The organism is Actinomyces oris, assembly GCF_001937665.1.
Classification (GTDB): Bacteria; Actinomycetota; Actinomycetes; order Actinomycetales; family Actinomycetaceae; genus Actinomyces; species Actinomyces stomatis.
On the sequence record NZ_MSKL01000002.1, the window covers coordinates 40,828 to 64,194 of the forward strand.

Annotated in this window: 17 protein-coding genes; 4 read left to right on the plus strand and 13 right to left on the minus strand. The window is 68.2% G+C overall.

Translation table 11 applies throughout. The annotated features are described in order from the left end of the window. Nucleotides 1-14 precede the first annotated feature (14 nt). The 8 genes from BKH28_RS00385 to BKH28_RS00420 all read right to left on the minus strand — a co-directional run bounded on the left by BKH28_RS00385 (nucleotide 15) and on the right by BKH28_RS00420 (nucleotide 9,545). Nucleotides 15-965 carry a shikimate dehydrogenase gene (locus tag BKH28_RS00385; protein ID WP_075417017.1) on the minus strand — a complete coding sequence of 317 codons (951 nt, stop codon included), beginning with the start codon at nucleotides 963-965 and terminating at the stop codon, nucleotides 15-17. 4 nt (nucleotides 966-969) lie between these two features. Beyond that, nucleotides 970-2,181 (minus strand): endolytic transglycosylase MltG, encoded by a 1,212-nt coding sequence (gene mltG, locus BKH28_RS00390; protein ID WP_075416974.1) that lies wholly within the window; start codon nucleotides 2,179-2,181, stop codon nucleotides 970-972. After that, nucleotides 2,178-2,693, minus strand: coding sequence for a Holliday junction resolvase RuvX (gene ruvX / locus BKH28_RS00395; RefSeq protein WP_075417016.1), 516 nt, complete (start codon nucleotides 2,691-2,693; stop codon nucleotides 2,178-2,180). The genes mltG and ruvX overlap by 4 nt, the downstream gene beginning before the upstream one ends. 40 nt (nucleotides 2,694-2,733) lie before the next feature. Next, nucleotides 2,734-5,445, minus strand: coding sequence for an alanine--tRNA ligase (gene alaS / locus BKH28_RS00400; RefSeq protein WP_075416975.1), 2,712 nt, complete (start codon nucleotides 5,443-5,445; stop codon nucleotides 2,734-2,736). A 237-nt stretch (nucleotides 5,446-5,682) separates the two neighbouring features. Further along, on the minus strand, nucleotides 5,683-6,306 hold the full coding sequence (rpsD, locus tag BKH28_RS00405; protein WP_009747225.1) for a 30S ribosomal protein S4: 624 nt from the start codon (nucleotides 6,304-6,306) through the stop codon (nucleotides 5,683-5,685). 255 nt (nucleotides 6,307-6,561) lie between these two features. Further along, nucleotides 6,562-7,962, minus strand: a complete 1,401-nt coding sequence (locus BKH28_RS00410) for a replication-associated recombination protein A (RefSeq protein ID WP_075416976.1) — start codon at nucleotides 7,960-7,962, stop codon at nucleotides 6,562-6,564. 134 nt (nucleotides 7,963-8,096) lie between these two features. Further along, nucleotides 8,097-8,714 carry an L-threonylcarbamoyladenylate synthase gene (locus BKH28_RS00415; protein WP_075416977.1) on the minus strand — a complete coding sequence of 206 codons (618 nt, stop codon included), beginning with the start codon at nucleotides 8,712-8,714 and terminating at the stop codon, nucleotides 8,097-8,099. A 57-nt stretch (nucleotides 8,715-8,771) separates the two neighbouring features. Next, nucleotides 8,772-9,545: a glycerophosphoryl diester phosphodiesterase gene (locus tag BKH28_RS00420; protein ID WP_075416978.1), complete on the minus strand. Its 774-nt coding sequence runs from the start codon at nucleotides 9,543-9,545 to the stop codon at nucleotides 8,772-8,774. An 84-nt stretch (nucleotides 9,546-9,629) separates the two neighbouring features. Between BKH28_RS00420 and BKH28_RS00425 the strand changes: the two genes are divergently transcribed. The 3 genes from BKH28_RS00425 (at nucleotide 9,630) to BKH28_RS00435 (ending at nucleotide 12,044) form a co-directional block, all read left to right on the plus strand. Then, nucleotides 9,630-9,959 carry an ArsR/SmtB family transcription factor gene (locus BKH28_RS00425; RefSeq protein ID WP_004564836.1) on the plus strand — a complete coding sequence of 110 codons (330 nt, stop codon included), beginning with the start codon at nucleotides 9,630-9,632 and terminating at the stop codon, nucleotides 9,957-9,959. Next, nucleotides 9,943-10,266, plus strand: coding sequence for a hypothetical protein (locus BKH28_RS00430; RefSeq protein ID WP_009405546.1), 324 nt, complete (start codon nucleotides 9,943-9,945; stop codon nucleotides 10,264-10,266). The genes BKH28_RS00425 and BKH28_RS00430 overlap by 17 nt, the downstream gene beginning before the upstream one ends. 221 nt (nucleotides 10,267-10,487) lie before the next feature. Further along, on the plus strand, nucleotides 10,488-12,044 hold the full coding sequence (locus BKH28_RS00435) for a serine/threonine-protein kinase (protein ID WP_081379979.1): 1,557 nt from the start codon (nucleotides 10,488-10,490) through the stop codon (nucleotides 12,042-12,044). Between the two features lie 259 nt (nucleotides 12,045-12,303). Here the strand turns inward: BKH28_RS00435 and BKH28_RS00440 are convergent, their stop codons facing one another. From BKH28_RS00440 to BKH28_RS00460, 5 genes are all read right to left on the minus strand, one after another. Further along, complete coding sequence (locus BKH28_RS00440; RefSeq protein WP_003779943.1) at nucleotides 12,304-13,071, minus strand: alpha/beta fold hydrolase; 768 nt, start codon at nucleotides 13,069-13,071, stop codon at nucleotides 12,304-12,306. Nucleotides 13,072-13,342: 271 nt separating this feature from the next. Then, the gene (gene aspS, locus BKH28_RS00445) at nucleotides 13,343-15,115 is read right to left on the minus strand and encodes an aspartate--tRNA ligase (RefSeq protein ID WP_075416979.1); all 1,773 of its coding nucleotides are present in this window, start codon (nucleotides 15,113-15,115) and stop codon (nucleotides 13,343-13,345) included. 106 nt (nucleotides 15,116-15,221) lie between these two features. Beyond that, nucleotides 15,222-15,914, minus strand: a complete 693-nt coding sequence (locus BKH28_RS00450; protein WP_256695405.1) for a DNA-directed RNA polymerase II — start codon at nucleotides 15,912-15,914, stop codon at nucleotides 15,222-15,224. 177 nt (nucleotides 15,915-16,091) lie between these two features. After that, nucleotides 16,092-18,416, minus strand: a complete 2,325-nt coding sequence (locus BKH28_RS00455) for a hypothetical protein (protein WP_075416981.1) — start codon at nucleotides 18,414-18,416, stop codon at nucleotides 16,092-16,094. Nucleotides 18,417-18,820: 404 nt separating this feature from the next. Then, entirely contained in the window at nucleotides 18,821-20,089 is a 1,269-nt protein-coding gene (locus BKH28_RS00460; RefSeq protein WP_143224031.1) for an enterochelin esterase domain-containing protein, read from the minus strand. A 655-nt stretch (nucleotides 20,090-20,744) separates the two neighbouring features. Here BKH28_RS00460 and BKH28_RS00465 point away from each other — a divergent pair. Further along, a complete protein-coding gene (locus tag BKH28_RS00465) occupies nucleotides 20,745-23,315 on the plus strand; it encodes a DEAD/DEAH box helicase (RefSeq protein ID WP_075416983.1) in 2,571 nt (856 codons plus the stop codon). Nucleotides 23,316-23,367 lie beyond the last annotated feature (52 nt).

Consider the following 23,367-nt stretch of genomic DNA (forward strand, 5'->3'; position numbering starts at 1 on the left):
TCCCTGCGCGCGGATCAGCCGTCGGTGCCGGCCAAGGTCGAGGTCAGTGCCGCGCGCATGCACTCGATGTCCGGCTGCTGCCCGGTCATGAGCTGTACCTGGGGCACTGCCTGGTGCAGGAGCATGAGCCAGCCCGGCGCGACGGCTCCGCCGGCACGACCCCAGGCCTGAGTGAGAGCAGTGGGCCAGGGGGCGTAGACGACGTCGAGCATGACCGCCGTCGGACGACTCCGACCCGAGCGGTCCGCAAGCGCATCCAACGGACCGGCCAGAGGATCCGCTGCCCCGGCGGGCAGAGTCGAGATGACGACGTCTGCTGCGGCCAGGCGCCGGGACGCCTCGATGTTGGAGGCTGCGTCGGTGGGCTTCCAGGTGAGGGTCTCAATACTCAGCCCCATGCGGTGGGCGGCGCTGAGCGCGCGACCGGGGCCGGCGTGCCTTCGTGCCACAACGGTGATCCGGCCGGCCCGGAGCTCTCCGAGCGCCGCAAGGGCCGAGCAGGCGGTGGCGCCCGAGCCGAGGACGACGGCCTGCTCGACCCGGAGGTACTCATCCGGCGAGCCCGATGTCTGTCTGCCGGCGGTCTCCCGCAGTGCGCCCACGATACCTGCGACGTCGGTGTTGAAGCCGGCCAGGAGCGCGCCTCCTGCGCCGCTGCGCTGCGCCACCACGGTGTTGACGGCACCGACGGCCTCGGCGAGGGGGTCGATGACGTCAAGGTGCGCCAGGAGCGTCTGCTTGTGGGGCATGGTGACGCTCAGGCCCGCCCAGGCCGGCCCGGCCTGAACCGGAGCGGCCAGTTCGGCGAGCAGCCCGGGCAGCTCTGGAGGCGCTGTCTCGAGCCGCTCGTAGGACCAGTCGTCCAGCCCCAGTCCGGCGTAAGCGGCTCGATGCAGCACGGGAGACAGCGAGTGGTTCACCGGGCTGCCGATGACGGCTGCGCGGTGGCGGATCACTGCCGCCATCGGGTCAGCCACTCTTCTTCTCGCCGTTGCAGATCTCCTTGTTCTTGTTGCAGTAGTCGTTGAGCTTCTTGGTGTTGGCCTTCTGCTCGTCATTGGTGGAGGCGAACAGGGTCTCGCCGGTCTCGAGGTTGACCGTGACGAAGTAGAGCCAGCTTCCGGCCGGTGGGTTGATCACCGCCTTGATGGCCGCCTCACCGGGACTGCCGATCGGCCCTGGTGGGAGCCCCTTGTGGACGTAGGTGTTGTAGGCGTTGTTGGCGTCCTGAGTCTCCGCCTCGGAGGGGATGCCGCCATAACGCCCCAGGCCGTACTGCACTGTCGAGTCCATCTGGAGCAGGCCGTGGGTCTCTCCATCGGTCTGCGCCAGACGGTTCTCAATGACCCGTGCTGCCTGCCCGTAGTAGCGTTCGCTGTTGACCTCACGCTCAACGATGGAGGCCTTGGTCAAAACCTTCTGGTAGTCCTCCTTGGGCACCTTGAGCTCTTTGAGCTGGGTGACGGTCTTGGAGACCATCTTCTTGATCAGGTCCTTGGGAGTGGCGTTCTCGGCGACGTCGTAGGTGCCCGGGGCGAGCCAGCCCTCCACGTTGCCGCCGGCCTCCGCGGGCAGACCGATCCCAGCAGTATCGGCGTAGGCCGCCTCGATCTGCTCATCGGTGAAGTTGCCGACCTTCTTGAGCCGGTCCTTGACGATCTGCTTGGTGACACCTGCGGGGATGGTCAGTGTGTGATCGCCCTTGCTCTCAGGGTCGAGCAGCGCCTGGAGCGCGGAGCTCGCCGACATCTTCTTCTTGAGCTTGTAGGTGCCCGGCTGGATCGTATTGCCCTTCGGGTTGTTCTTCGCCGCATTGGTGAAGGCCTTGCCGGAGGCGACGACGCCCTTGCTCTGGAGGATGTCACCAATGTCGACTCCGGAGGCTCCCTCCGGGATCGTCACGGTGACCTCGCCCTCGCCTTCACCCTTGTAGTCCTCGGCATGGGTCGCCTGGGCAGAGGCGTCACGCATGATCCCGATGGCCTTGTAGCCCAGGACGCCGACAGCCGCGAGGGTGACGACAATGACAAGGCTCGTCAGCCAGTGCCGGCGCCGCTTTCGCTGACGGCGCTCAACCTTCTCCATGCGCCGCTGTCTGCGGCTCTTGGGTTTGTCCTTGGCGTCGCCAGCGTCCTCATCGCGCTGGATGCCGAGCTCGGCGAAGAAATCGTCGTGGCTCACGCTCTGCCTCTCTTGATCGGGTGGACTCGCTCACCGGCCGGGACCCCGGACATCCGCTCAGTTGTGATGGCCTGTTCAAGGATGACGACCGCTGCCGCTTGGTCGACGATACCGCGAAAGCTCCTCTCCTTCAGGCCAGCCGCGTGCAGATCCCGGTGAGCAGTGACGGTGGTGAGTCGTTCATCGACCAGCCGGACGCACACCCGCTGCGGCAGGCGGCTCGCCAGGTCGCGCGCCCATGCGCGGGCGTCCCTGGTTGAGCTCGAGCTGCCTCCGCCCATGTGCTTGGGCAGACCAACGATCACCTCGAAGGCACCGTACTCCTCGACGAGGTCAACGGCCTCGTCGAGGTCTGCACCATAACGGTCCCGCCTGAGAGTTACCACAGGAAACGACAGAATCGCGTCCTGATCGCAACGAGCGACACCGATACGTGCCTTGCCGACGTCGAAGGCGATGCGTACGCCGGGACGGAAACCCGTCGGGGCAGGCTGAGCCGATGAGTCTGTCACGTGATCTGCCACGGAGTGCGGGGCGAGCCGGCTCGCCGGGTCAGGCCTGGATCTGCTCGGCGACGGCGCGCAGCGCCTCGTCCAGAGCCTCTGGGTTCTGACCACCGCCCTGAGCCAGGTCGTCCTTGCCGCCACCGCCGCCACCCAGTACCTGAGCGGCGGTGCGCACCAGGGCACCGGCTCGGATGCCCTTGTCACGGGCACCGGCATTGGTGGCCACCACCACCACCGGACGCGAGCCCAGGACCGCACCGACAGCGACGACGGCGGGCTCGGCGTCACCGAGCCGGCTGCGGGCGTCGAGGGCCAACGAGCGTACGGCGTCGGCGGAGCCGACGGGCCCGAGGTCTGCTGACGCGAGACGGACCTCACCCAGCCGGACGGCGTCTGAGACGATGCCGGCCGTGCGCGCGGACAGCGCCGCCTGCTCGGCCACGGCCAGGCGCTTCTCGGCATCCTTCAGGCGCGTCATGAGACTCTCGACGCGCTCGGGCAGGTCCTCGGGACGGCCCCCGACCATGGTGGAGAGCTGGGAGACCAGGGCGTGCTCCTTGGCCTGGTAGCCGTAGGCGCCCTCACCGACGAGGGCGTCGATGCGGCGTACCCCCGAACCGATCGACGACTCGCCCAGCACCGCGATACGGCCGATGTGCCCAGTGCTGGGAACGTGGGTACCGGCGCACAGCTCCTTGGACCAGTCACCGCCGATGGAGACGACGCGCACCTCCTTGCCGTACTTCTCCCCGAACAGCGCCATGGCTCCTGCGGCGCGGGCGGCGTCGATGTCCATGACCTCATCGGTGACGGCCAGGTCCTCCGACAGCCTGGCGTTGACCCGCTCCTCAATGCCGGAGATCTGGTCTGCAGCCAGGGCGGAGCCGTGACGGAAGTCGAAACGCATGCGGGAGGGGGAGTTCTCACTGCCGGCCTGGGTGGCGTTGTCGGAGACGATCTCGTGAAGCGCCTTGTGCACCATGTGGGTGGAGGTGTGGGCACGTGCGATCGCCAGGCGGCGAGCCGAGTCAATCTGGGCGAAGGCCTTCTCCCCCACTGCGATCGTGCCCTCGGTCAGGGTGCCGCGGTGGACGTGCAGCCCTTTGACGGGGGCCTGGACGTCATCGACCTCGACGGTGCCGCCGTCAGCCAGTCGGATCGTACCCCGATCGGCGAGCTGACCACCCATCTCAGCGTAGAAGGGGGTGCGGTCCAGGATGACCTCGACCTCGGCCGGGGCGGTCACGACGCTCTGCGGGACGCCGTCGACGAGGACCCCGGCGACGGTGGCCTCGGCGGAGGACTCGGTGTAGCCCAGGAAGGTCGAGCCACCACCCATCTCCTTCTCCAGCTCGCGGAAGACTCGGATGTCGGCGTGCCCGGTCTTCTTGGCGCGAGCGTCGGCCCGAGCACGCTCCTTCTGCTCGTTCATGAGACTGCGGAACGCGCTCTCATCGACATCGACCCCCTGCTCGGCCGCCATCTCCAGGGTGAGGTCGATGGGGAACCCATAGGTGTCGTGCAGCTCGAAGGCGCTCTTGCCGGACACCAGCGGGCGCCCGGTGCGGCCGGCCTCCTTCTTGGCCGAGGCCACCGCGGTGTCCAGGATCGTGGTGCCGGCGGCCAGGGTGCGGCGGAAGGCGTCCTCCTCGCCGTAGGCCACCTCGGAGATGGTGCTCCAGCCGGTCTCCAGCTCGGGGTAGGAGGCCTTCATGGCGTCCTTCGAGACGGTCAGCAGAGTGGGCATGGCGGCCTCGTCGACGCCGAGCAGACGCATGGAGCGCACGGCCCTGCGAATGAGTCGGCGCAGGACGTAGCCGCGACCGTCGTTGCCGGGGCGCACGCCGTCGGAGATGAGCATGAGGGCGGAGCGCACGTGGTCGGCGACTACCCGCATGCGCACGTCATCGTGGTAGGCCTCGCCCGCCTCGGGGCCGGCGGAGCCGCGGCCGTATACCTTTCCGGAGAGCTCCTCGGCGGCCTTGATGACGGGGAAGACCTCGTCGATCTCATACATGTTGGGCTTGTCCTGCATGATGAAGGCCAGACGCTCCAGACCGGCTCCGGTATCGATGGCCGTCTGGTCGAGCTTGCCCAGGAGCTCGAAGTCGTGCCCCTTGCCCTCTCCACGCAGGAACTCGTCGAAGACAAGGTTCCAGATCTCCAGGAAGCGGTCGCCCTGGGTGTCGACGGCGGGACCACCGTCGGGCCCGTAAGCGGGGCCGCGGTCGTAGTGGATCTCGCAGCAGGAGCCGGCGGGGCCGGGCTGCCCTGTCGACCAGGAGATGTCCTTGAAGGGAAGCAGCTGGATCCGCTCGGCGGGAACCCCGATCTCACGGGTCCAGTAGTCGAAGGAGACCTGGTCCTCCTCCCAGATCGTCATCCACAGCCGGTCCCCGTCCAGACCGTAGCCGCCCTCCTCCCGGCTGCCTGTCAGCAGACCCCAGGCGTAGGAGATGGCCCCCTCCTTGAAGTAGTCGCCGAAGGAGAAGTTGCCGTTCATCTGGAAGAACGTGCCGTGGCGCGTCGTGATACCGACGTTGTCGATGTCATTGGTGCGGATGCACTTCTGCACCGAGGCCGCCCGGGGCCAGGGGGCCTCCTCAGTACCCAGGATGTAGGGGATGAAGGGCACCATGCCCGCCACAGTGAACAGGATGGAGGGCTCGGGAGACACCAGGGAGACCGAGGGCCGGATCTCGTGCTCGTTCGCGGCGAAGTAGTCCAGCCAGCGGCTGCGGATCTCGGATGTGCGCATGGGGTCCTCATCCTGTTCGAGGTGTGCCCGGGCACTGCGGCCCTCGGGCCGGGTGCTGGGCGTGTGGACGGTGTGGTGTGGTCGACCGGCCGGCCCGGTACACAGTGCAAACGGTGGAACCAATCGCCTGTGGGCTCGGAGCCGGTCGGGTTGCTCCATGGTGAGCGTACTCCCACGCCGGGGCGCCCCGAACCTCTCAAGGGTCCGGGGCGCCCCGGCGTCAGGTGAGTGTGAGGGTCAGCGCGAGTAGTACTCGACGACCATCTGGACGTCACAGGTCACGGGGACCTCGTCGCGCTTGGGGCGGCGCACCAGCGTCGCGGAGAGCTTCTCGAGGTCCACGTTGAGGTACTCCGGGACGGGGGGCAGCACGTCGCGGTGCGCGCCGGCGGCGGCGACCTGGAAGGGCACCATCACCTGGGAGCGGGGACGGACCTGGATGGTCTGGCCGGGCTTGACGCGGTAGGAGGGGCGGTCCACGACCTTGCCGTCGACGAGGATGTGGCGGTGGACCACGTCCTGGCGGGCCTGGGCGATGGTGCGGGCGATCCCGGAGCGCAGGACGAGAGCGTCCAGGCGCATCTCAAGCAGCTCGACGAGGGACTCACCGGTCAGGCCCTGACCGCGACGGGCCTCCTCGAAGACGCGCTGGAGCTGGGCCTCGCGGATGCCGTACTGGGCGCGCAGGCGCTGCTTCTCCTTGAGACGGACGGCGTAGTCGGACTCGGTGCGACGACGGGCGCGGCCGTGCTCGCCGGGGCCGTAGGGGCGGCGCTCGAAGTAGCGCACGGCCTTGGGGGTCAGCGGGATGCCGAGGGCGCGAGAGAGGCGCACCTGACGGCGGGAGCGTGAAGAGCTCATGTGTTTCATTCCTGTCGGATCGGTGGTCGCACGCCGTGGCTGGTGCCGACGGCGCGGGGTCAAGCCTCGGTTCGGGCCGGGACCCCAGGAGGTCCGCATCGCCATCGGCCGGTGGCGCCAGCAGGAGCCATCAGCCGTCCTCGATGTGGACAACTCGAGAACTCTAGCGTGCTCACCGGCAAAAACCTATGTCGGAACCGCTCGGTGTGAGACGGTCCTCAACCTCTGCCCGGCTCGGCCGTTCAAGGGAGTGCGCTACCGCTCATCGAGGATGCGTCGGACCGCCTCGAGACGGGAGGCGAGCTGCTTCTCGAAGCCGTTGCCGGTGGGCCGGTAGTACCGACTGTCCTCGAGCCCGTCGGGCAGATACTGCTGACCGACGACGGCGTGGGGGAAGTCGTGAGGGTAGCGGTAGCCCTTGCCGTGCCCGAGTCCCTCGGCCCCGGCGTAGTGGGCATCGCGCAGGTGAACGGGCACGGCCGAGGCCTTGCCGGCCCTCACATCGGCCAGCGACTCGTTGAGCGCCACGGTGACGGCGTTGGACTTGGGGGCGGTGGCCACGGCGAGCGCGGCCTGGGCCAGGATGAGGCCGGACTCCGGCATTCCGATCATGGCGACCGCCTGCTGCGCGGCCACGGCGGTGGACAGCACCGTGGGGTCGGCGAGCCCGACATCCTCAGCGGCGTGGATGACGATGCGGCGGGCGATGTAACGAGGATCCTCCCCTGCGGCGATCATGCGCGCCAGGTAGTGCATCGTGGCGTCGGGATCCGAGCCGCGCATCGACTTGATGAAAGCGCTGATGACGTCGTAGTGCTGGTCTCCGGCCCGGTCGTAACGCACCGCAGCCACGTCGGCGGCCCGCTCGATGTCGGCGACCTCAATGACGGGCTCCTCCCCCGTATCGCGCGCCAGGACCGTGCCTGCGGCGGCCTCCAGCACTGTGAGCGCCTTGCGGGCGTCGGAACCGGCCATGCGCACGATCTGCGCGCGCGCCCCCTCACTGATGCGTACTGTTCCGGCCAGGCCCCGCTCGTCATCCAGGGCACGATCGACAAGTCGCCCGATGTCATCGGCTTGCAGAGGATGGAGCGTCAGGAGCAGGGAACGGGACAGGAGCGGCGAGACGACGCTGAAGGACGGGTTCTCCGTGGTGGCTGCGATGAGCGTCACCCACCGGTTCTCCACACTGGGAAGCAGGGCGTCCTGCTGAGAGCGGGAGAAGCGGTGCACCTCGTCGATGAACAGCACCGTCTCCTCCCCCGCCGCCAGACGGCGCCTGGCATCCGAGACGACGGCCCGTACGTCCTTGACGCCTGCCGTCACCGCCGACAGCTCCACGAATCTGCGGCCGCTGCCTCGTGCCACCAGGTAGGCCAGCGTTGTCTTACCGGTTCCGGGCGGGCCCCACAGGATGACCGAGGACAGGGACGATCCGGAGGGCCGTGCGGCGCCACCGCCCTGCTCGCCCACGGGGAGGTGCCTGTCCGCCCCAGCCGGTTCCACGAGTCGTCGTAAGGGCGATCCAGGAGTGAGCAGGTGCGCCTGCCCCTCGAGCTCATCGAGTGTGCGCGGACGCATCCGTACTGCCAGCGGTGCGTGGGAGTCCACGGGGATCCCGGCGTCATCCGTGCCGGCCGACTCGAACAGGTCCATGGGCCGACCCTATCCTCCCCCGCTCCCGACTCCACTGGAACCACTGGTCGCCCAGGTGGCTACGACGACTCCTCTCCGGGTCCGACGCCAATCGGACCCGGCGAGCACCGTGAGCACGGCGGCGGCCGAGTCGGTCACAGGAGGCTGACGTCTCCGGCGCCCTCGCGCAGCACCTCGGGGACGTCGTCGGTCAGGTCGATGACGCTGGTGGGCTCCCCCTGTCCGACCGGCCCCTCGATGACGACGTCGATGAGGTGCCCCAGCGAATCCTGGATCTCCCATCCGTTGGTCTCGGGCTCCTCCTGGCCGGGGCGGATGAAGGTGGAGGACAGGATGGGAGCGCCGAACTCGGCGACGAGGGACTGGGTGATGGCGTGGTCGGGGATGCGCACGCCCAGCGTGTGCTTCTTGGGGTTGAGCGTCATCCGGGGCACGTCCTTGGTGCCCTTGAGGATGAAGGTCCACGGCCCCGGGGTAAGCCGCTTGATGAGCCGGAAGGCGTTGTTGCCCACGATGGCCAGCGGCCCGACCTGGGCGAAGTCGGCGCACACGAAGGTGAAGTTGTGCTTGCCGTCGAGCTGGCGGATGGTGCGGATCCGGTCCAGCCCCTCCTTGTTGCCCGGCGCACAGGCCAGGGCGTATCCGGAGTCGGTGGGGTAGGCGACCAGGCCGCCGTCGCGCAACGTGTCGACGACCTTCTCAACCAGACGCACCTGCGGGTTGACGGGGTGGAGCTCGATGTAACGTGCCATGCCCCCACCCTACCGCGAGTGACAGGTCTCACACAGCATTCCGAAGGCAGGAGAACGTCAGCCGCGAGGGATCTGGTGAGGGACGTCGGAGAAGACACCGGTCACGCCCCAGTTGAAGAGCTCGTTGGCTCGGCTCGGCGAGTTGACGGTCCAGACGTTGACGCCGTAGCCCTCGGCCCGAAACTCCTGAACCTGCTGCCGGGTCAGTCCGGAGTCCTCGGGGTGGATGTAGTCGGCACCCACGATCTCGAGCGTGCTCCTCCAGTCACCCGACAGCGCACGACTCTCATAGAGGCACCCCACGGGCACCTCCGGGGCGCGCTGCTTGAACAGGTGGAGCAGGAGGTGGCTGAAGGAGGAGACGATGACCTTGACGTCCGGACGCAGGCGCTCGAACTGTGTGATGACGCCGTCGATGAGGCGCAGAGTCGCCTCCTTGCCGGTCTCATTGGGCTTGATCTCGATATTGGCGTTGAGACCGGTGTCATTCATGAGGTCGATGAGCTCCCTCAGGGTGGGCAGCGGCTCACCCACAAACCGAGGGGAGAACCAGCCTCCGGCGTCGATCCCCTCCAGGTCGTCCACCGTCAGGTCGTCGTACCGACCGGTGCGATTCGTGGTCCGATCCAGGGTCGAGTCATGGCAGATGATGACTGTTCCGTCCGCAATGATGTCGACGTCGGCCTCCACCCACGCCACCTGATGATCCATCGCACAACGGAAAGCGGCCATGGTGTTCTCCGGGGCCAGCGAGCTCAGGCCCCGGTGCCCGAAGATCATGCGCTCGTCTCCGCGTACGCACCCACCACTGTCTGAGGTCACCGATGACATGGCCGGAATGCTACATGAGCCGCACGAACGCACTCCGCGGAAGAACGCTTTGACATCAAGGCGAGTTGATATAAAATCCCTTGTATGCGAAAGGTCGCCACACCACCGGAGGCCCCCCTTGGGGAGGACTCGGCCGTGGTGCAGCTGTTCAAGGCGCTGGCTCACCCCATGAGGGCGAGCATCGTCTACCGCCTCATCAGCTCACCGGCTGACGTCACCGAGCTGGTGACGTTCCTCGGCGTCTCCCAGCCCCTGGTCTCGCACCACCTGCGGGTCCTGCGCAACGCCCACCTGGTCGAGTCGGTCCGCGACGGCAAGCGCCAGAGCTACTCCCTCATTGACGACCATGTCGCATCCATCTTCATCGACACCCTCGAGCACACGAAGGAGCACGATCATGACTGCCACCACTGAGCACCGCCCCGCTGAGGCCCACCAGCACACCCACGGCCCCGACTGCGGGCACCTGGCCGTCATCCACGGAGACCACGTGGACTACATTCACAACGGCCACGCCCACCACGAGGACAACGGCCACTACGACGAGTGCGACACCTGCTCGTGCGAGCACTGCTCGGACCCCTGCGCCGTGTGCGAGTGCGAGGACTGCACCTGCCCCACCTGCAACCACAACACCTGCTCGTGCGAGCACTGCTCGGACTCCTGCTCCTCGTGCACCTGCGAGGACTGCACCTGCCCGACCTGCACGCACGCCGCCTGAGCGACTCAGTCAGTCACCCCTGGACGGGCTCCGCCTTCAGGAGGTGCGCCCCTGTGAGGGCCTTTTGCCGAATGACGTATGTCGGCAGGAGGCCCTCACGGTTTGCGGCAACGCTGTAGCCGACGGCGCCCGACGCAGACGGTCAGCGGGAGGCCCCTGGACGATGAGGCTCAGGGAATGGCGAGTTTGCACCGATGCGCACGCGCAACGATCATGTGCCCATGAGCAGTCCCCTGCCTGTTTCCGGTGCTTCTGGGCACGTCGCACCGCCTGTGCCCGGTGTCCGTCTGGGACAGGTGCTGGGTCAGGGAGGATTCGCCACCGTCTACGCCGGGGAGCAGGTCTCGTTGGGGCGCCCAGTGGCTGTCAAGATCGACTCCAGGCCGCTGCACGACGAGCGCAACCGCCGACGTTTCATGCGGGAGATGGCGGCCGCCAGCCGGATCAGCGGGCACCCGAACGCGGTCTCGCTGATCGACTCCGGAGTGCTTCCCGACGGACGTCCCTACCTGGTCATGGAACGCTGTGACGGAGGCTCCTTGGCCCAGGTCCTCGAGCGCTGCGAGCTCAGTGCCGCCCAGGCCGTCAGCATCGTCACGGCCGTCTCCGCCGCGCTGGGAGCCGCTCACGAAGCCGGGGTCCTCCACCGCGATATCAAGCCCGGAAACATCCTCATTGACGCCTACGGAAGCCCGCGTCTGAGCGACTTCGGCCTTGCCGCCATCCAGCGCGAGGGCATCGAGTCCTCCGTCACCCTGGAGACGATGACACCGGACTTCGCTCCGCCGGAGGCCTTCACCCTGGCTGAGCCCTCACCCAGCGGCGACGTGTGGTCGATGGGGGCCGTTCTGTTCACGCTCCTGACCGGCCGAGGTCCTCGTCGCACCGCAGACGGCACGGCCCGAAGCCTACCGGAGATCATCAACCACCTGTCCGTACCCGTGGACACCTCGGACACACGTATCCCCGAGGCGTTACGTCCGCTGCTCGACCGGGCGCTGCACCCCGACCCCGCTCAGCGGTACCGCGACGGCAACGAGCTGACCGAAGCACTGACTCGGGCCGGCGGGCTCTCGAACGGCGCGTTCAGCACCCCTCACTCGGCGCTACGGGATTCCCACCCCCTGCCTGCGGCGATCTCGACGCCCACAGCCGGATCGCGCCGCTCGAGCAGGGCACTGATGCTCCTGGCACTGGGGGTGACAGCGGGCGTCGTCATCTCCGCCGCTGTGCTGGGCGCCGTCAGGCTCATCGACTCGGTGCCGTCAGCGAACCGGGCAGCCCAGCGGGCCTCTGCCTCACCCGTCCTACATGCGGGGGCCCGAGCGGAGCAGGGCGCCGGCAGCCGCCCCTCGGCTACGGCCCGGGCAACCGTCCCCGGCTCCCGGAAGGCCTCGCCCTCCCCGACAGCCGCCCCGACTCCCGCGCAGGTCAACGCCCAGGGCATCCCCTACTCCGACGACATGCCGTGGCCTCTGGGGACCTGCCTGAGCCGGACGACCTCGGTCGTGGGCGGCACGAGTGTCAGCCAGGTCGACTGCTCCCAGGCCGACTGGATCGTCTTCGCCGGCGGAACCTTCGACCCGGCCACGACCGCTTCCAGCGCCTCCGAGGCGCTAACGGATGACCCGCAGGTCAAGGTCACCTGCACCAGCACCTACGCGGAGCGCTACGGACTCGACCTGTCCACCAGCTACTCGATCAATACGCTCGGTCCCAGTGATCAGGAGTGGGAAGCGGGCAATCGCGGTTTCGCCTGCGTTCTGGGCCGGCTGTAGGTCTGCAGCGGTCTCACGCGCCCCGCCGTGCACGGGGCCCGCACCGACAAGGACCCGGTTCCGCATCTCTTGGCGGGGTAGTCACTACGCGTTCATCGTCGAGGGCAATCAGAAGACCCTGCACCGAACTCTGAAGGATCTGCCGTGGAAGAACGTCCCGCCCATCTCCTCGGTTGACACTGGCCACGGGCGGTGGGCGCGACGCACCAGTACCACCACGAACCGCAAGACTCTGAAACAGGCCAGGCCCAGGGGCGGGTCACCGGCCGGTGCTGGCGAAGACTTCCTCGATGAAGGGATCGACGAGCCGGTGGTAGGCCTCCGGGGCGTCCCGCCGCACGCAGTGGCCGACGCCGTCGAGCAGCACCAGGCGCACGAGCGGATTGGTCACTTCAGTGGGGTCAGGAGCCATGTCGCCGCGGCGGGGTGCCAGGTAGAGCGTCGGCGTCCTCAGCCGGTTGATGGCGCTGACGAGGTCGGCCTCGCCGAGATAGGTGCCCTCGCGGATGTAACGGCGGTCGACCCGTTTCTTGCACGCGGCCCAGCCCTCGATCTCGGATTCGCTCCATGAGGTCTCGCGCCTCATGCGTTCCCGCTCGGCCGCGCCGCCGTCGGCGAAGGCGTCCAGGAACCGTTCCTGATGCTCCACGAACCAGGGGGCAGGGGCCCAGTGCCCGGTGGGACGTGCGACGTCCTCCAGGACCAGTGCCCGAACCAGCTCGGGCCAGGCGACGCTCACCCGCAGCGACATGAGCCCTCCCAGACTGTGGGCCACGACGACCGGCGGCTCCGAGAACAGGGCCAACGTCTTCTCAAGGTCCTTTTGCATGGTCTGCGGCGCCCGGGCCAGGGTCTCGTCATCCCACCGCGGGGAAGCCCCGTGCCCCCGCTGATCGATCGCGAGGACGTGATACCGGGAGGACCAGCGGGCCACGGCGTCGGGCCAGGCGGTAGCCGATTCGGTCAGGCCGTGGACCAAGAGCAGCGGCGGATCCGCCGGGGCGCCCCACTCGTGCAGCGCAAGCATCGTCACCTCGTCGAGTGTAGGCGAAGAGCGCGCACGAGCTCCGTGCTCGCATCGGCCCCGGCTGAGCTCATCGATTCCGATGAGGGCAGGTCTTCCAGGGCCTGTGGCGAAAGTCGTCGAGTTCGGTGCTCCCCGGGGGCCGAGGCCCCCGGGTGTATCCGCGACACCGGGATCGGCACCCCATCCGCAAGTCTTAGCCTGACGACGCGACCTTCGAACTCAGCTCTGCTTCATCCCGTCCTCTTTGCCCTGCGCCGCAGAGCCGGACTCGTCACTCGTCGTCCGGGACGGCGTCGACCCCGGCCTCCTTGCGCTGCTCGGGCGTGATCGGAGCAGGCGCCTCGGTCAGCGGGTCGAAGCCGCCACCGGACTTCGGGAAGGCGATGACGTCACGGATGGAGTCGGCCTTGGTCAGCAAGGAGACGATGCGGTCCCAGCCGAAGGCGATACCGCCATGCGGTGGGGCGCCGAAGGTGAAGGCGTCCAGAAGGAAGCCGAACTTCTCCTGAGCCTCCTGCTCACCGATCCCCATAACGTTGAAGACGCGCTCCTGAACGTCGCTGCGGTGGATACGGATGGAGCCACCGCCGATCTCGTTGCCGTTGCAGACGATGTCGTAGGCGTAGGCCAGGGCGTTGCCCGGGTCGGTGTCGAAGGTCTCCAGGCACTCGGGCTTGGGCGAGGTGAAGGCGTGGTGGACCGCGGTCCAGGCGGACTTGCCCAGGGCCACGTCGCCGTCGGCCTTGGCGTCGGCGGAAGGCTTGAACAAGGGGGCGTCCACGATCCAGACGAAGGACCACTCGTCGTCGTTGATGAGGCCGCAGCGCTTGCCGATCTCCAGGCGGGCGGCGCCCAGCAGGGCGCGGGAGGAGTCCACGGGACCCGCGGCGAAGAAGATGCAGTCTCCGGGCTCGGCACCGGCGGCCTGGGCCAGGCCCTCGCGCTCGGCGTCGGTGATGTTCTTGGCGACGGGGCCACCGAGGGTCCCGTCGTCGGCGACGGTGACGTAGGCCAGGCCCTTGGCACCGCGCTGCTTGGCCCACTCCTGCCAGGCGTCGAAGGTGCGTCGGGACTGGGAGGCCCCGCCGGGCATGACGACGGCACCCACGTAGGGGTTCTGGAAGACCCGGAAGGTGGTGTCCTTGAAGTAGTCGGTCAGGTCCACCAGCTCGCAGCCGAAACGCAGGTCGGGCTTGTCCGAGCCGTATTTCTCCATGGCGTCGCGGTAGGTCATGCGGGCAATGGGCGTGGGCAGGTCGTAGTCGATGAGGGCCCATACCTCGCGCAGCACGTCCTCGGCGACGGCGATGACGTCGTCCTGCTCGACGAAGCTCATCTCCACATCGAGCTGGGTGAACTCGGGCTGGCGGTCGGCGCGGAAGTCCTCATCCCGGTAGCAGCGGGCGATCTGGTAGTAGCGCTCCATACCGGCAACCATGAGCAGCTGCTTGAACAGCTGCGGGCTCTGCGGCAGGGCGTACCAGGAGCCCGGTGCCAGACGAGCCGGGACCAGGAAGTCGCGGGCTCCCTCCGGGGTGGAGCGGGTCAGGGTGGGGGTCTCGATCTCCACGAAGTCATGGGAGTCCAGGACCCTGCGAGCGGCCTGGCTGACCTTGGCACGCAGGCGGATGGCGTGTTGCATGGCACTGCGCCGCAGGTCGAGGTAGCGGTAACGCAGCCGGGACTCCTCGCCGACCTGTCCGGCGTCCTCGGCGTGGTCGGAGACCTGGAAGGGCAGCGGGGCGGAGGCATTGAGGATCTCGACGTCGGAGACGACGACCTCGATCTCGCCGGTGGGCAGGTTCGGGTTGGCGTTGCCCTCAGGGCGGGCGCTCACCTCACCGGTGACGGCCAGGACGTACTCGGCGCGCAGGTCGTGGGCGATCTCCTCCCGGATGACGACCTGGGCGATACCCGAGGCGTCCCGCAAGTCGATGAAGGCCACGCCTCCGTGGTCACGCCGTCGGTCCACCCATCCGGTGAGGGTCACGACCTGGCCGATGTCTGAGGCGCGCAGGGAGCCTGCGGTGCGAGTTCGCAGCACGGTGCTGAGTTCCTTCCGTGTGGGGCACTGAGCCGGTGCCCGTCGGGGCGCACCACGAGACGGGTGGGCGCCGGCGGCAGTTTACAAGGAGCTCGGCACTCGGGCGTCAGGCCATGGCCCGACGGCGTTGGTAGGCCGCCATCCTGCGACGGTTGATCGCCACGAGCACCGACAGCACGACCAGGATCACGCTGAGCACGAGGATGGAGGCACCGATGATCGGAAAACCGGTTGACCCGCCATCTGGACCAGCGGCCTGGATGCCGGAGGCTCCGGCACCATTGGGCCGCCCCACGGCCGCGACCTGACGGGGTGGTGGCGTCGGAGCGGGCGGAACGGTGGGAGGGGTGGACCCTCCGATGACCGTGACGCCCGAAACAGTGAAGTAGGGGCTCTTGTTGGTGTAGTCCGCCGCGTTGCTCTCCTGGCCGCTCTCCCCCTGAGCCCCGGAGACCCGGAATCGCAGCCAGTGGTTTCCCTGCTCGACGTACTCGGGAAGCTCGAAGGAGCCCGCAGCGGTGCCGTCCTTCTTGACGGTGATCGTGGCGACCACCTCGGACTCCGTGGGGTGAGAGGCGACCAGCGCGCCGTCGTCGACGAGGACCTGGACCGTCACGCCACTGGGAAATCCCGAGAGCGTGTACATGATCGTTCCTCCGACGGCGACTGTCGAGGGGCTCACCGTTGAGGCGGTTCCTGTGGTGGAGGGACCGGTCTTGGTGTCCGCCCTGGCAGCGGGGCTCGTGGAGACCAGGGCTGCCAGGGATGCGAGGAGGACGGAGCAGACGACGATGAGCACGCGCGTCGAGCCCTGGAGGCAGCGGAAGCCGGTCCGATGCCAAGCCGGTGCAGGACGCCGATCTCGACGTATGCGCTCTGTCATCCGGGACGTCCGGATCATCTGCTCCCACCTCCTTTCCACGGCCGCGTGTTCCGGCCCCGTGACGATGTCATTGACGATCTCTACCGCACCGTCTCAGCGCCTGCGCGGCATCCGCAGTTGCGGGGCGGACCGGGGTGCGCCGAGCGGCATGCCGGAGAACGCAGCGACCAGCAGGCTCACGGCACCGACGACCAGCAGTCCTCCAGCGCTGCCCAGGAGCATGTCGTTGGCACTGAGTCCCTTCGTGGACGCAGCCGCTTTGTCCGGGAGGGGCAGGAGCTGAGCCTGTGCCGGATTGCGAGGATCGAAGGACGCGGAGGAGATCTCCAGCTTCGCCCATCCCAGCAGGCTGTTGTCACGATCGGCTACCGCCAACTCGTAGGAGCCGGACTCGAATGTCGAGATGTCGATGGAGACGCTGTTGGCGTCGTCGACCTGCACCCAGCCCTTGGTGGTGGCTCCGGGGAAGACGAACACCGACACCCACTCGCCCGCCTGCACCTTGGACTTGGGCAGGACGAGGTTGACGATGTTGCCCTGGCGGGAGCCGGACAAGGAGCCGGCATTGTCCGCGCTCAGGTGCGCGGCGCTGGCCACCGGGGGCACCGGGCTCCGGTCAGGACGGACAGTGCGCTGAGAGGACGTGTCGGGCTCGGGCGAGCCCTGCGTCGAAGCCGCGGAGTCCTCCGGGGCCTGTGCGCGTACGTCTCCTGAGCCGCCGGCGCTCGGGGCGGGAGCAGCTCCTGCGTTTGCCTGCTGAGGGGCGGAGCCGTCCTGCGAGGCCGAGGAGCGTGAGTCCGATCCGGTGCCGGGTGCCTGAGGTGCGGAGGAGTCGCCCTGGACACCTGCACCGGCGTCTGTGCCGGCTCCTGCACCTGTACCGGAACCCGTGTCGCCCGGGTTGATGCCTGGGGCGCCATCCGTTCCGGGGCGCCCGCCGTCATCCGGATTCGGCTTCTGAGCGTTCTGATTGGGTTCGGCCGAGAGGGTGGGAGCAGGGCCGGAGGGTGAACCAGTCGGCTCCGGCGCGGGTTCCCTGGTGGGCGCCCCGGTGGCCGAGGGCTCAGCGCTCGGAGTGGGGGCCTGGCTCGGCGCGGGGGCCGGATCCGGCTTGGGTTGTGGAGCAACGGCCTTGCTGAGGGTGAAGATGTTGGTGCCGGCCGTCAGCCCGGCACCAATGGACGAGACCTGGACGTAGTAGCGTCCTTTATCGGCGTTGCCTGCGGTGTAGAGCGCCGACAGGTTGAGCTGGGCGTCGAAGGACCCGTGGTGGAAGGTGACGGGGACCGAGAGCGTCCCCGGAATCACGTACCCACCGTAGGCCGCGACCTTGATCTCGACCGACTTCTCGCCATCGAGCATCGTCCCTTGGGAGCACCAACCCGAACCCCGGACTCTGACAGCGTTCTCTGGGTCGTAGGCGGGTTCGCCCCCCTGAGGGTCGGAGCCGTCGGAGCTGAGCACCTGGACGGTGGGCTTGGCCTGGCACGTCTCAACAGCGGCGCTCGGGGATGCGCTCGGCTGAGCGGACGCAGTCGGCTCAGGCAGAGGCGCCCCTGTAGGCGAGGGCGATGAGCTGGGTGAGGCAGTCATGGAAGGACTGGCAGACGCGCTGGGTGCTGCGGAGGGAGTCGGTGTGGGGGGTGCCGGTGAGCTGGGGGCCGCTGAGGAAGTCGGTGTGGGAGTCGGCGTAGGAGACACGGAGGGGTCCGGCACTGGTTCAGGAGTCGGCTCCGGCGTGGGCTCAGCGCTCGGCTCCGCGGTGGGTGCGGCGGACGGCTCGGAAGTCGGTTCAGCAGTCGGCTCCGGTGTTGGTTCGGGGGCCGGAGGGTTGATGACATTCGGGTCCTGCTTGACGAAGGAGAACAGGCCTGTTGTCGCACTCACTGTTCCGCTGGTGTAGGTAAGGCTGAAGACCCTTGTGCCGACGTCCCAGCCGCTGTCCCCGGTGACCTGACGCATACCCTTGACGAGATAGTCGGTCGGGATGAACACGTCCTGCTCGCCGTTGGCGGGAGCCGGTCGCTCGAGCTCGGCATTGAGACCAGGAAGCAGGTACGGAGTGACGGTCCTTCCCTCGACGACGTTGAGCGTGATGGCGGGGTCCTCCAGGACTTCTCCTGCGGTACTGCACCAGTCCGACAGGATTGACTCAACTCCCACGCCGAATCCAGTCTCGTAGACCGGAACCACATACTCGGGTTCCGACTGGCCCTCGGGGTAGACCATTCTGGCTGCGGGGTGGCAGGCCGAGCCGTTCTCGGAATCCTCAGCGGCTTTGCCTTCGTTCAGGAGGGGCATGGCGGCCACACCGGCGGTGGCCAGAACAATGCCAAAGGCTGTCAGAACAGCAAGAATTGCGCGCACACCGACCCTGGTCGCAGGGAGGGCCGCAAGCAGCCGCTGAGCGTATTGCATGACGTGGTCTCGTTCATGGGCGGGGGCAGATGGACTTACTCGTACAGCAAATGGCTGACAACCGAGATGCACGAGGAAAGGACGCACCGCGAAGCAGGCGCGGCCGCCTTTCGCGAACGATGATAGACGGACGCCCCCTTTCTAAGAATCCGCTATCACCAGAAAACATCGTCCGCGTCGTCGATTCCTGGTTAAGTATACACACGGATAACCCTACGATCGGTCGGGATGAGATCATTCAGAACCGGAATTCTTAGGGAAACTCAAGCGTTGGTAACGCTAAATCAGTATACGTGATCCCGTTGTGGCCAAGATTTCTTTTGAGTCACGGTTTTATTCGTGCAGCAGATCGGGGCCCCGCCCCGCGCCCCTCTCTTCTCCGACGGCCACCCGTGAAAGCGCGCTCAGGTGCCCGGCTGCTGGAGTCCCAGGTCCTGCTCGTGAGCATCGAGTCCCCGCGACAGACCATGACGCCACCAGGCGTAGTCATGGCCACCGCGCTCCTCCCGGTACTCGACGAGAGCCCCCTCCTGCTCGAGGAACACCGCCGCTGTTCGAGCGGCGCGTTGCAGGCCGCCTTCATGGACCCCGCACTGCACCACCAGGCGAGCCTCCAGACCGCCACCGCTGCGGGCATCCAGCTCCTCCTGCCCCCACGATCCGATGGAGTCGCTGCGAGTCTCAGCACGGCGGCGCAGCCAGGTCAGCAGCTCCCCCTCGCCCTCACCACGACACTCCGAGCCAAGCCAGAAGGAGCCGGACTGGACAACCGCGCGGGTGGCCAGCTCGGGATGGTGCAGAACGAAGTCGGCTGCTGCGACCCCTCCCAAGGACTGCCCGGCCACCACGATCCGATGCGGAGACCATGGGTGCACACCAACACCGTCAGAAGGTGAGTCGGTCGCGCGCCCATGGTCGCCGGCCGCCCGTCGTGCCGCCTGCAGGCAACGGTGGAGCAGCTCTCTGCTGCGTCGTGGATCCGCCAGGTCGCGTGAGCGCATCGCCAGGCCGCCGGAGTCGATGAGCAGCAGATCCCAGCGGCTGGATCTGGCGGCCAGGTGATCGACGGCGTCGTTACCGCGCCAGATGTTTCCGTCGAGCAGGACCAGCAGGCCGCGCTCGTACCGCCCACCGGAGGATTCCGGGACACGGCACCCGCGCCACAGCGTGACTCGGCGCCTGGGATCGTGCGGCTCATCAAAGTCCCTCAACGCCTCGTCCTCCAGGTCGAACCTGATGTCGTACCCGTCGCGCTCATCATGGGGACGGTTCAGCGCCTGGTCCGCCAGAGCCCCCGAACCGGTCCTCCAGTCCGGGTGCAGCAGGGCCTTGGGCCCCAGCCACATCGAGGAGACCAGGCCGAAGCCGTCATGCAGTCGGTCGGGGTTGAGAGGATCCGGCCGCCCCAGCGCGTGAACACGCTTCCAGCACTCGCGCCGGGCCCCGGCGTCGTCAGGCAGCGGGGCTTGAGTCACGACGATTCGGTAACCCAGGAGCGCATCCTGCGGCAGCAGGACATGAAGCGCCCACCAGCCGGTTCCGGGAACCCGGACGGCGAGCGCCGGCGCGATGTGGGTGCGATGGTTGTCGGTCAGGGTGTTGAGATGGATGAGAACACTCGGACTGGCGCCGTGCTGCTGGTCATCGCGCCACAGGAAGGTCGTCTCCACCATCTCGACCCCGTCGACGACACGGCTCTCCCCCAGGAGAGGACAGCCACCGGCCGCAGCGGCGGCCAAGGCTGAATCGTCGGGAGCCTGAGGCCACCACGCCGGAGTCATCCGAACAGGGCCCCCGTCCGGCGCCAACGGGGTGGGGACCAGCTCTCGCCACCGAGCCCGCGGTGCGGATGGCTCGCGGCTACGCGCCTCACTCACCCCGCCGACTCTACAGCGGCGCCGCACTGGCCTGGCAACGGTGCAGCGAAGGTCAGCTCCTGACGCGGTGCCGGCCGTGGTCGACTCCTCCGTGAGGCGAGTAGCCGGATGATGACGTTGCGGGGCTCGATCCGTAGGGCTGCTGACATGGCCACGAGACCGACCTCACCTGTGATCCAGACCGTGGAGCACAGAATGCCGCCGATTCTCCCGTAGCCTGGGCTCAGGAGCGATCCGTGCCCTGTTGACCCCGTTCGGGTCCTGCCGCATCCGGTGTGCGGCATGAGCATCCCGTGAGTCTGTGCGTGTTAGCCCATGAGTCACCCGGCCAGTCCGGGTGCGGGGCGAGTGTGGTGGGCCAGGTACGGCAAAGAGCGGAGGACAAAAGGTCCTCCCCCACACTCCGCCGCGGTCCCCGACATCTTCATGGGGACAGATATGGGAAAACTTCATGACTACCTCCTCCAGCAGCACTGTGCCCGGTGCCTCCGACGACGTCCGGAGTACCGACAGCAACGGCCCCCTGAGTCTCGACGCGCTCTTCTCCGCCGAGCTCTCCGGCGGCCGGCCGACCAAGACCGACGACGACGTTGCCGCGCCGCACCACTCCGACGACGCCACCTCCTCCCCTGAGGACTTCGCGACTCCCGCCTCCTCCGACTCCCCTGAGGACCCTGAGGACGTCGACCACGAGGACGAGGCGGACGACGTCGACCGGAACCTCCCCGAGGCCGACCCGGAGGACGGGGTCGACGACCCCGATGAGGACGACGGTGTCGACATCGATGAGGACGAGGTCGACGGCCACACTCCTTTCATCGACACCGACACTGATTCCGATGGCCACCGGCACGCCGACGAGCACGCCACGTCCCCGCGCAACCGGGACGAGGACGAGGTGAAGGCGGGTCGCGAGGACGACGAGATCACTTTCGCCGACCTGGGTCTTCCCGGGGACCTGCTCAAGGCCATCACCGACATGGGCTTCGTGACCCCGACCGCAATCCAGAAGGAGGCGATCCCGGTCCTGCTGGCCGGCCGCGACGTCGTCGGCGTCGCCCAGACCGGAACCGGCAAGACGGCGGCCTTCGGACTGCCGCTGCTCGACGCCGTCGACTCCCGTGACAGCGTGGTTCAGGCACTCGTCCTGGCCCCCACCCGCGAGCTCGCGCTCCAGAGCGCCGAGGCCATCACCGATATGGCCGCCCGCTCCCGCGGCCTCGACGTGGTGGCCGTCTACGGCGGCGCTCCCTATGGTCCCCAGATCGGCGCTCTCAAGGGCGGCGCCCAGGTCGTCGTCGGCACTCCCGGACGCGTCATCGACCTCATTGACAAGGGCGCTCTCCAGCTCGACGATGTGCGCTACTTCGTCCTGGACGAGGCCGATGAGATGCTGCGCATGGGCTTCGCAGAGGACGTCGAGACGATTGCTCAGTCCCTTCCCACCGATCGGCGCACCGCCCTGTTCTCCGCGACGATGCCTCCGGCCATCCAGGCCGTGGCGCGCCAGCACCTTCACGAGCCCGTTCAGGTCGAGGTCTCCAGGCCGGCCTCCACCGTCGCCACCGTTCACCAGACCTACGCGGTGGTTCCCTTCCGCCACAAGATCGGGGCCGTCTCCCGGGTCCTGGCCGTCACTGACGCCGAGGCCGCCATCGTCTTCGTGCGGACCAAGTCCACGGCCGAGGACGTCGCCATCGAGCTGGCGGGCCGGGGCATCCAGGCCGCTGCCATCTCCGGTGACGTGCCTCAGCGCGAGCGCGAGCGCCTCGTGGAGCGACTGCGCGCCGGGACCCTCGACGTGCTGGTGGCCACCGACGTTGCCGCCCGCGGACTGGACGTGGACCGCATCGGCCTGGTCGTCAACTTCGACGTGCCCCGTGAGGCCGAGGCCTATGTGCACCGTATCGGTCGCACGGGCCGCGCCGGCCGCCACGGGGAGGCCGTCACCTTCCTGACCCCCAAGGAGAAGGGCAAGCTCCGCCAGATCGAGCGCCTCACCGGAAGCCGTCTGGAGGAGATCACCTTGCCGTCTCCCGCGGACGTCTCCGAGCACCGTGCCCGCAAGCTCCTGTCCAAGGCCGCCGCCCGCCACGAGCGCGGCCGTCTGGACATGTACCTGCCGCTGGTGGCCGACTCCGCCCGGGAGTTGGACATTGACGTCGAGGAGCTGGCGGCCACGCTGCTGGCCCTGGCCGTGGGAGACGAGGGACCGCGCAGGCGCGAGGACCGTGGCGGTGAGCGTGCCCAGCGCGCGCGCCGTGAGGAGAACCTCGACTCCGAGGGGACCTTCCTGTCGGCCTCCTTCGAAGGCGGGCGCGAGAAGAACCGTCGCGGCGAACGGGGCGAGGGCCGCCGCTCGGCCACGCGGTCCGGCCGCCGCGAGCACGAGGGCCCCGGCACCGTCTACCGCGTTGAGGTAGGGCACCGAGACCGGGTCCTTCCCGGCGCGATCGTCGGCGCTCTGGCCAATGAGGGCGGGATCGAGGGCTCCGATATCGGCAAGATCGACATCCTTCAGTCCTTCTCCCTGGTCACGATCTACGCCGATCTCAGCCCCGAGCAGCTGAGCGTCATGGGGCGGGCGACCTTTGCCGGCCGCGAGCTGCGGATCCGCCCCGACGAGGGTCCGGGTCACGGCTGGTCCGGCCCCAACGGCGCAGAGCGCCGTCCCAAGCGGCGCGACTGGGACGACCGCAAGGACCGCGGTGAGCGCGGCGAACGGCCGGAGCGCGGATTCCGCCCCCGCCGTGATGACGGCGAGCGCGGCTGGAAGGACCGTGACGGACGCGGCGGTAGGGGCGGTTACGACCGCTCGGAGCGCGGGGACCGCCGCGACAACCGCCGGTGGGACGAGCGCCGTGGCGAACGGGACGGCTTCCGCGGTCGACGCGAGGACCGGGACGGTCGCGGCTACAACCGCGACGGCTACCGGGATGACCGCCGTGGCTACGGTGAGCGCAACCAGAACCGCTTCGGCGGCAACCGGGGCGGCTTCCGCGGACGACGCGGCGACCGCTGAGTCCCCGGCGGCTCACTGACACGATGGGTGGGGCGGCAACACACGTTGCCGC

What these genes read in the sequence shown, in the direction of transcription:
- BKH28_RS00385 (WP_075417017.1), bottom strand. Translation starts at nt 965, where the DNA reads ATGGCGGCAGTGATCCGCCACCGCGCAGCCGTCATCGGCAGCCCGGTG.
- alaS (WP_075416975.1), bottom strand. Translation starts at nt 5,445, where the DNA reads ATGCGCACATCCGAGATCCGCAGCCGCTGGCTGGACTACTTCGCCGCG.
- rpsD (WP_009747225.1), bottom strand. Translation starts at nt 6,306, where the DNA reads ATGAGCTCTTCACGCTCCCGCCGTCAGGTGCGCCTCTCTCGCGCCCTC.
- BKH28_RS00410 (WP_075416976.1), bottom strand. Translation starts at nt 7,962, where the DNA reads ATGGACCTGTTCGAGTCGGCCGGCACGGATGACGCCGGGATCCCCGTG.
- BKH28_RS00415 (WP_075416977.1), bottom strand. Translation starts at nt 8,714, where the DNA reads ATGGCACGTTACATCGAGCTCCACCCCGTCAACCCGCAGGTGCGTCTG.
- BKH28_RS00420 (WP_075416978.1), bottom strand. Translation starts at nt 9,545, where the DNA reads ATGTCATCGGTGACCTCAGACAGTGGTGGGTGCGTACGCGGAGACGAG.
- BKH28_RS00425 (WP_004564836.1), top strand. Translation starts at nt 9,630, where the DNA reads ATGCGAAAGGTCGCCACACCACCGGAGGCCCCCCTTGGGGAGGACTCG.
- BKH28_RS00430 (WP_009405546.1), top strand. Translation starts at nt 9,943, where the DNA reads ATGACTGCCACCACTGAGCACCGCCCCGCTGAGGCCCACCAGCACACC.
- BKH28_RS00435 (WP_081379979.1), top strand. Translation starts at nt 10,488, where the DNA reads ATGAGCAGTCCCCTGCCTGTTTCCGGTGCTTCTGGGCACGTCGCACCG.
- BKH28_RS00440 (WP_003779943.1), bottom strand. Translation starts at nt 13,071, where the DNA reads ATGCTTGCGCTGCACGAGTGGGGCGCCCCGGCGGATCCGCCGCTGCTC.
- BKH28_RS00455 (WP_075416981.1), bottom strand. Translation starts at nt 18,416, where the DNA reads ATGCAATACGCTCAGCGGCTGCTTGCGGCCCTCCCTGCGACCAGGGTC.
- BKH28_RS00460 (WP_143224031.1), bottom strand. Translation starts at nt 20,089, where the DNA reads ATGGTGGAGACGACCTTCCTGTGGCGCGATGACCAGCAGCACGGCGCC.
- BKH28_RS00465 (WP_075416983.1), top strand. Translation starts at nt 20,745, where the DNA reads ATGACTACCTCCTCCAGCAGCACTGTGCCCGGTGCCTCCGACGACGTC.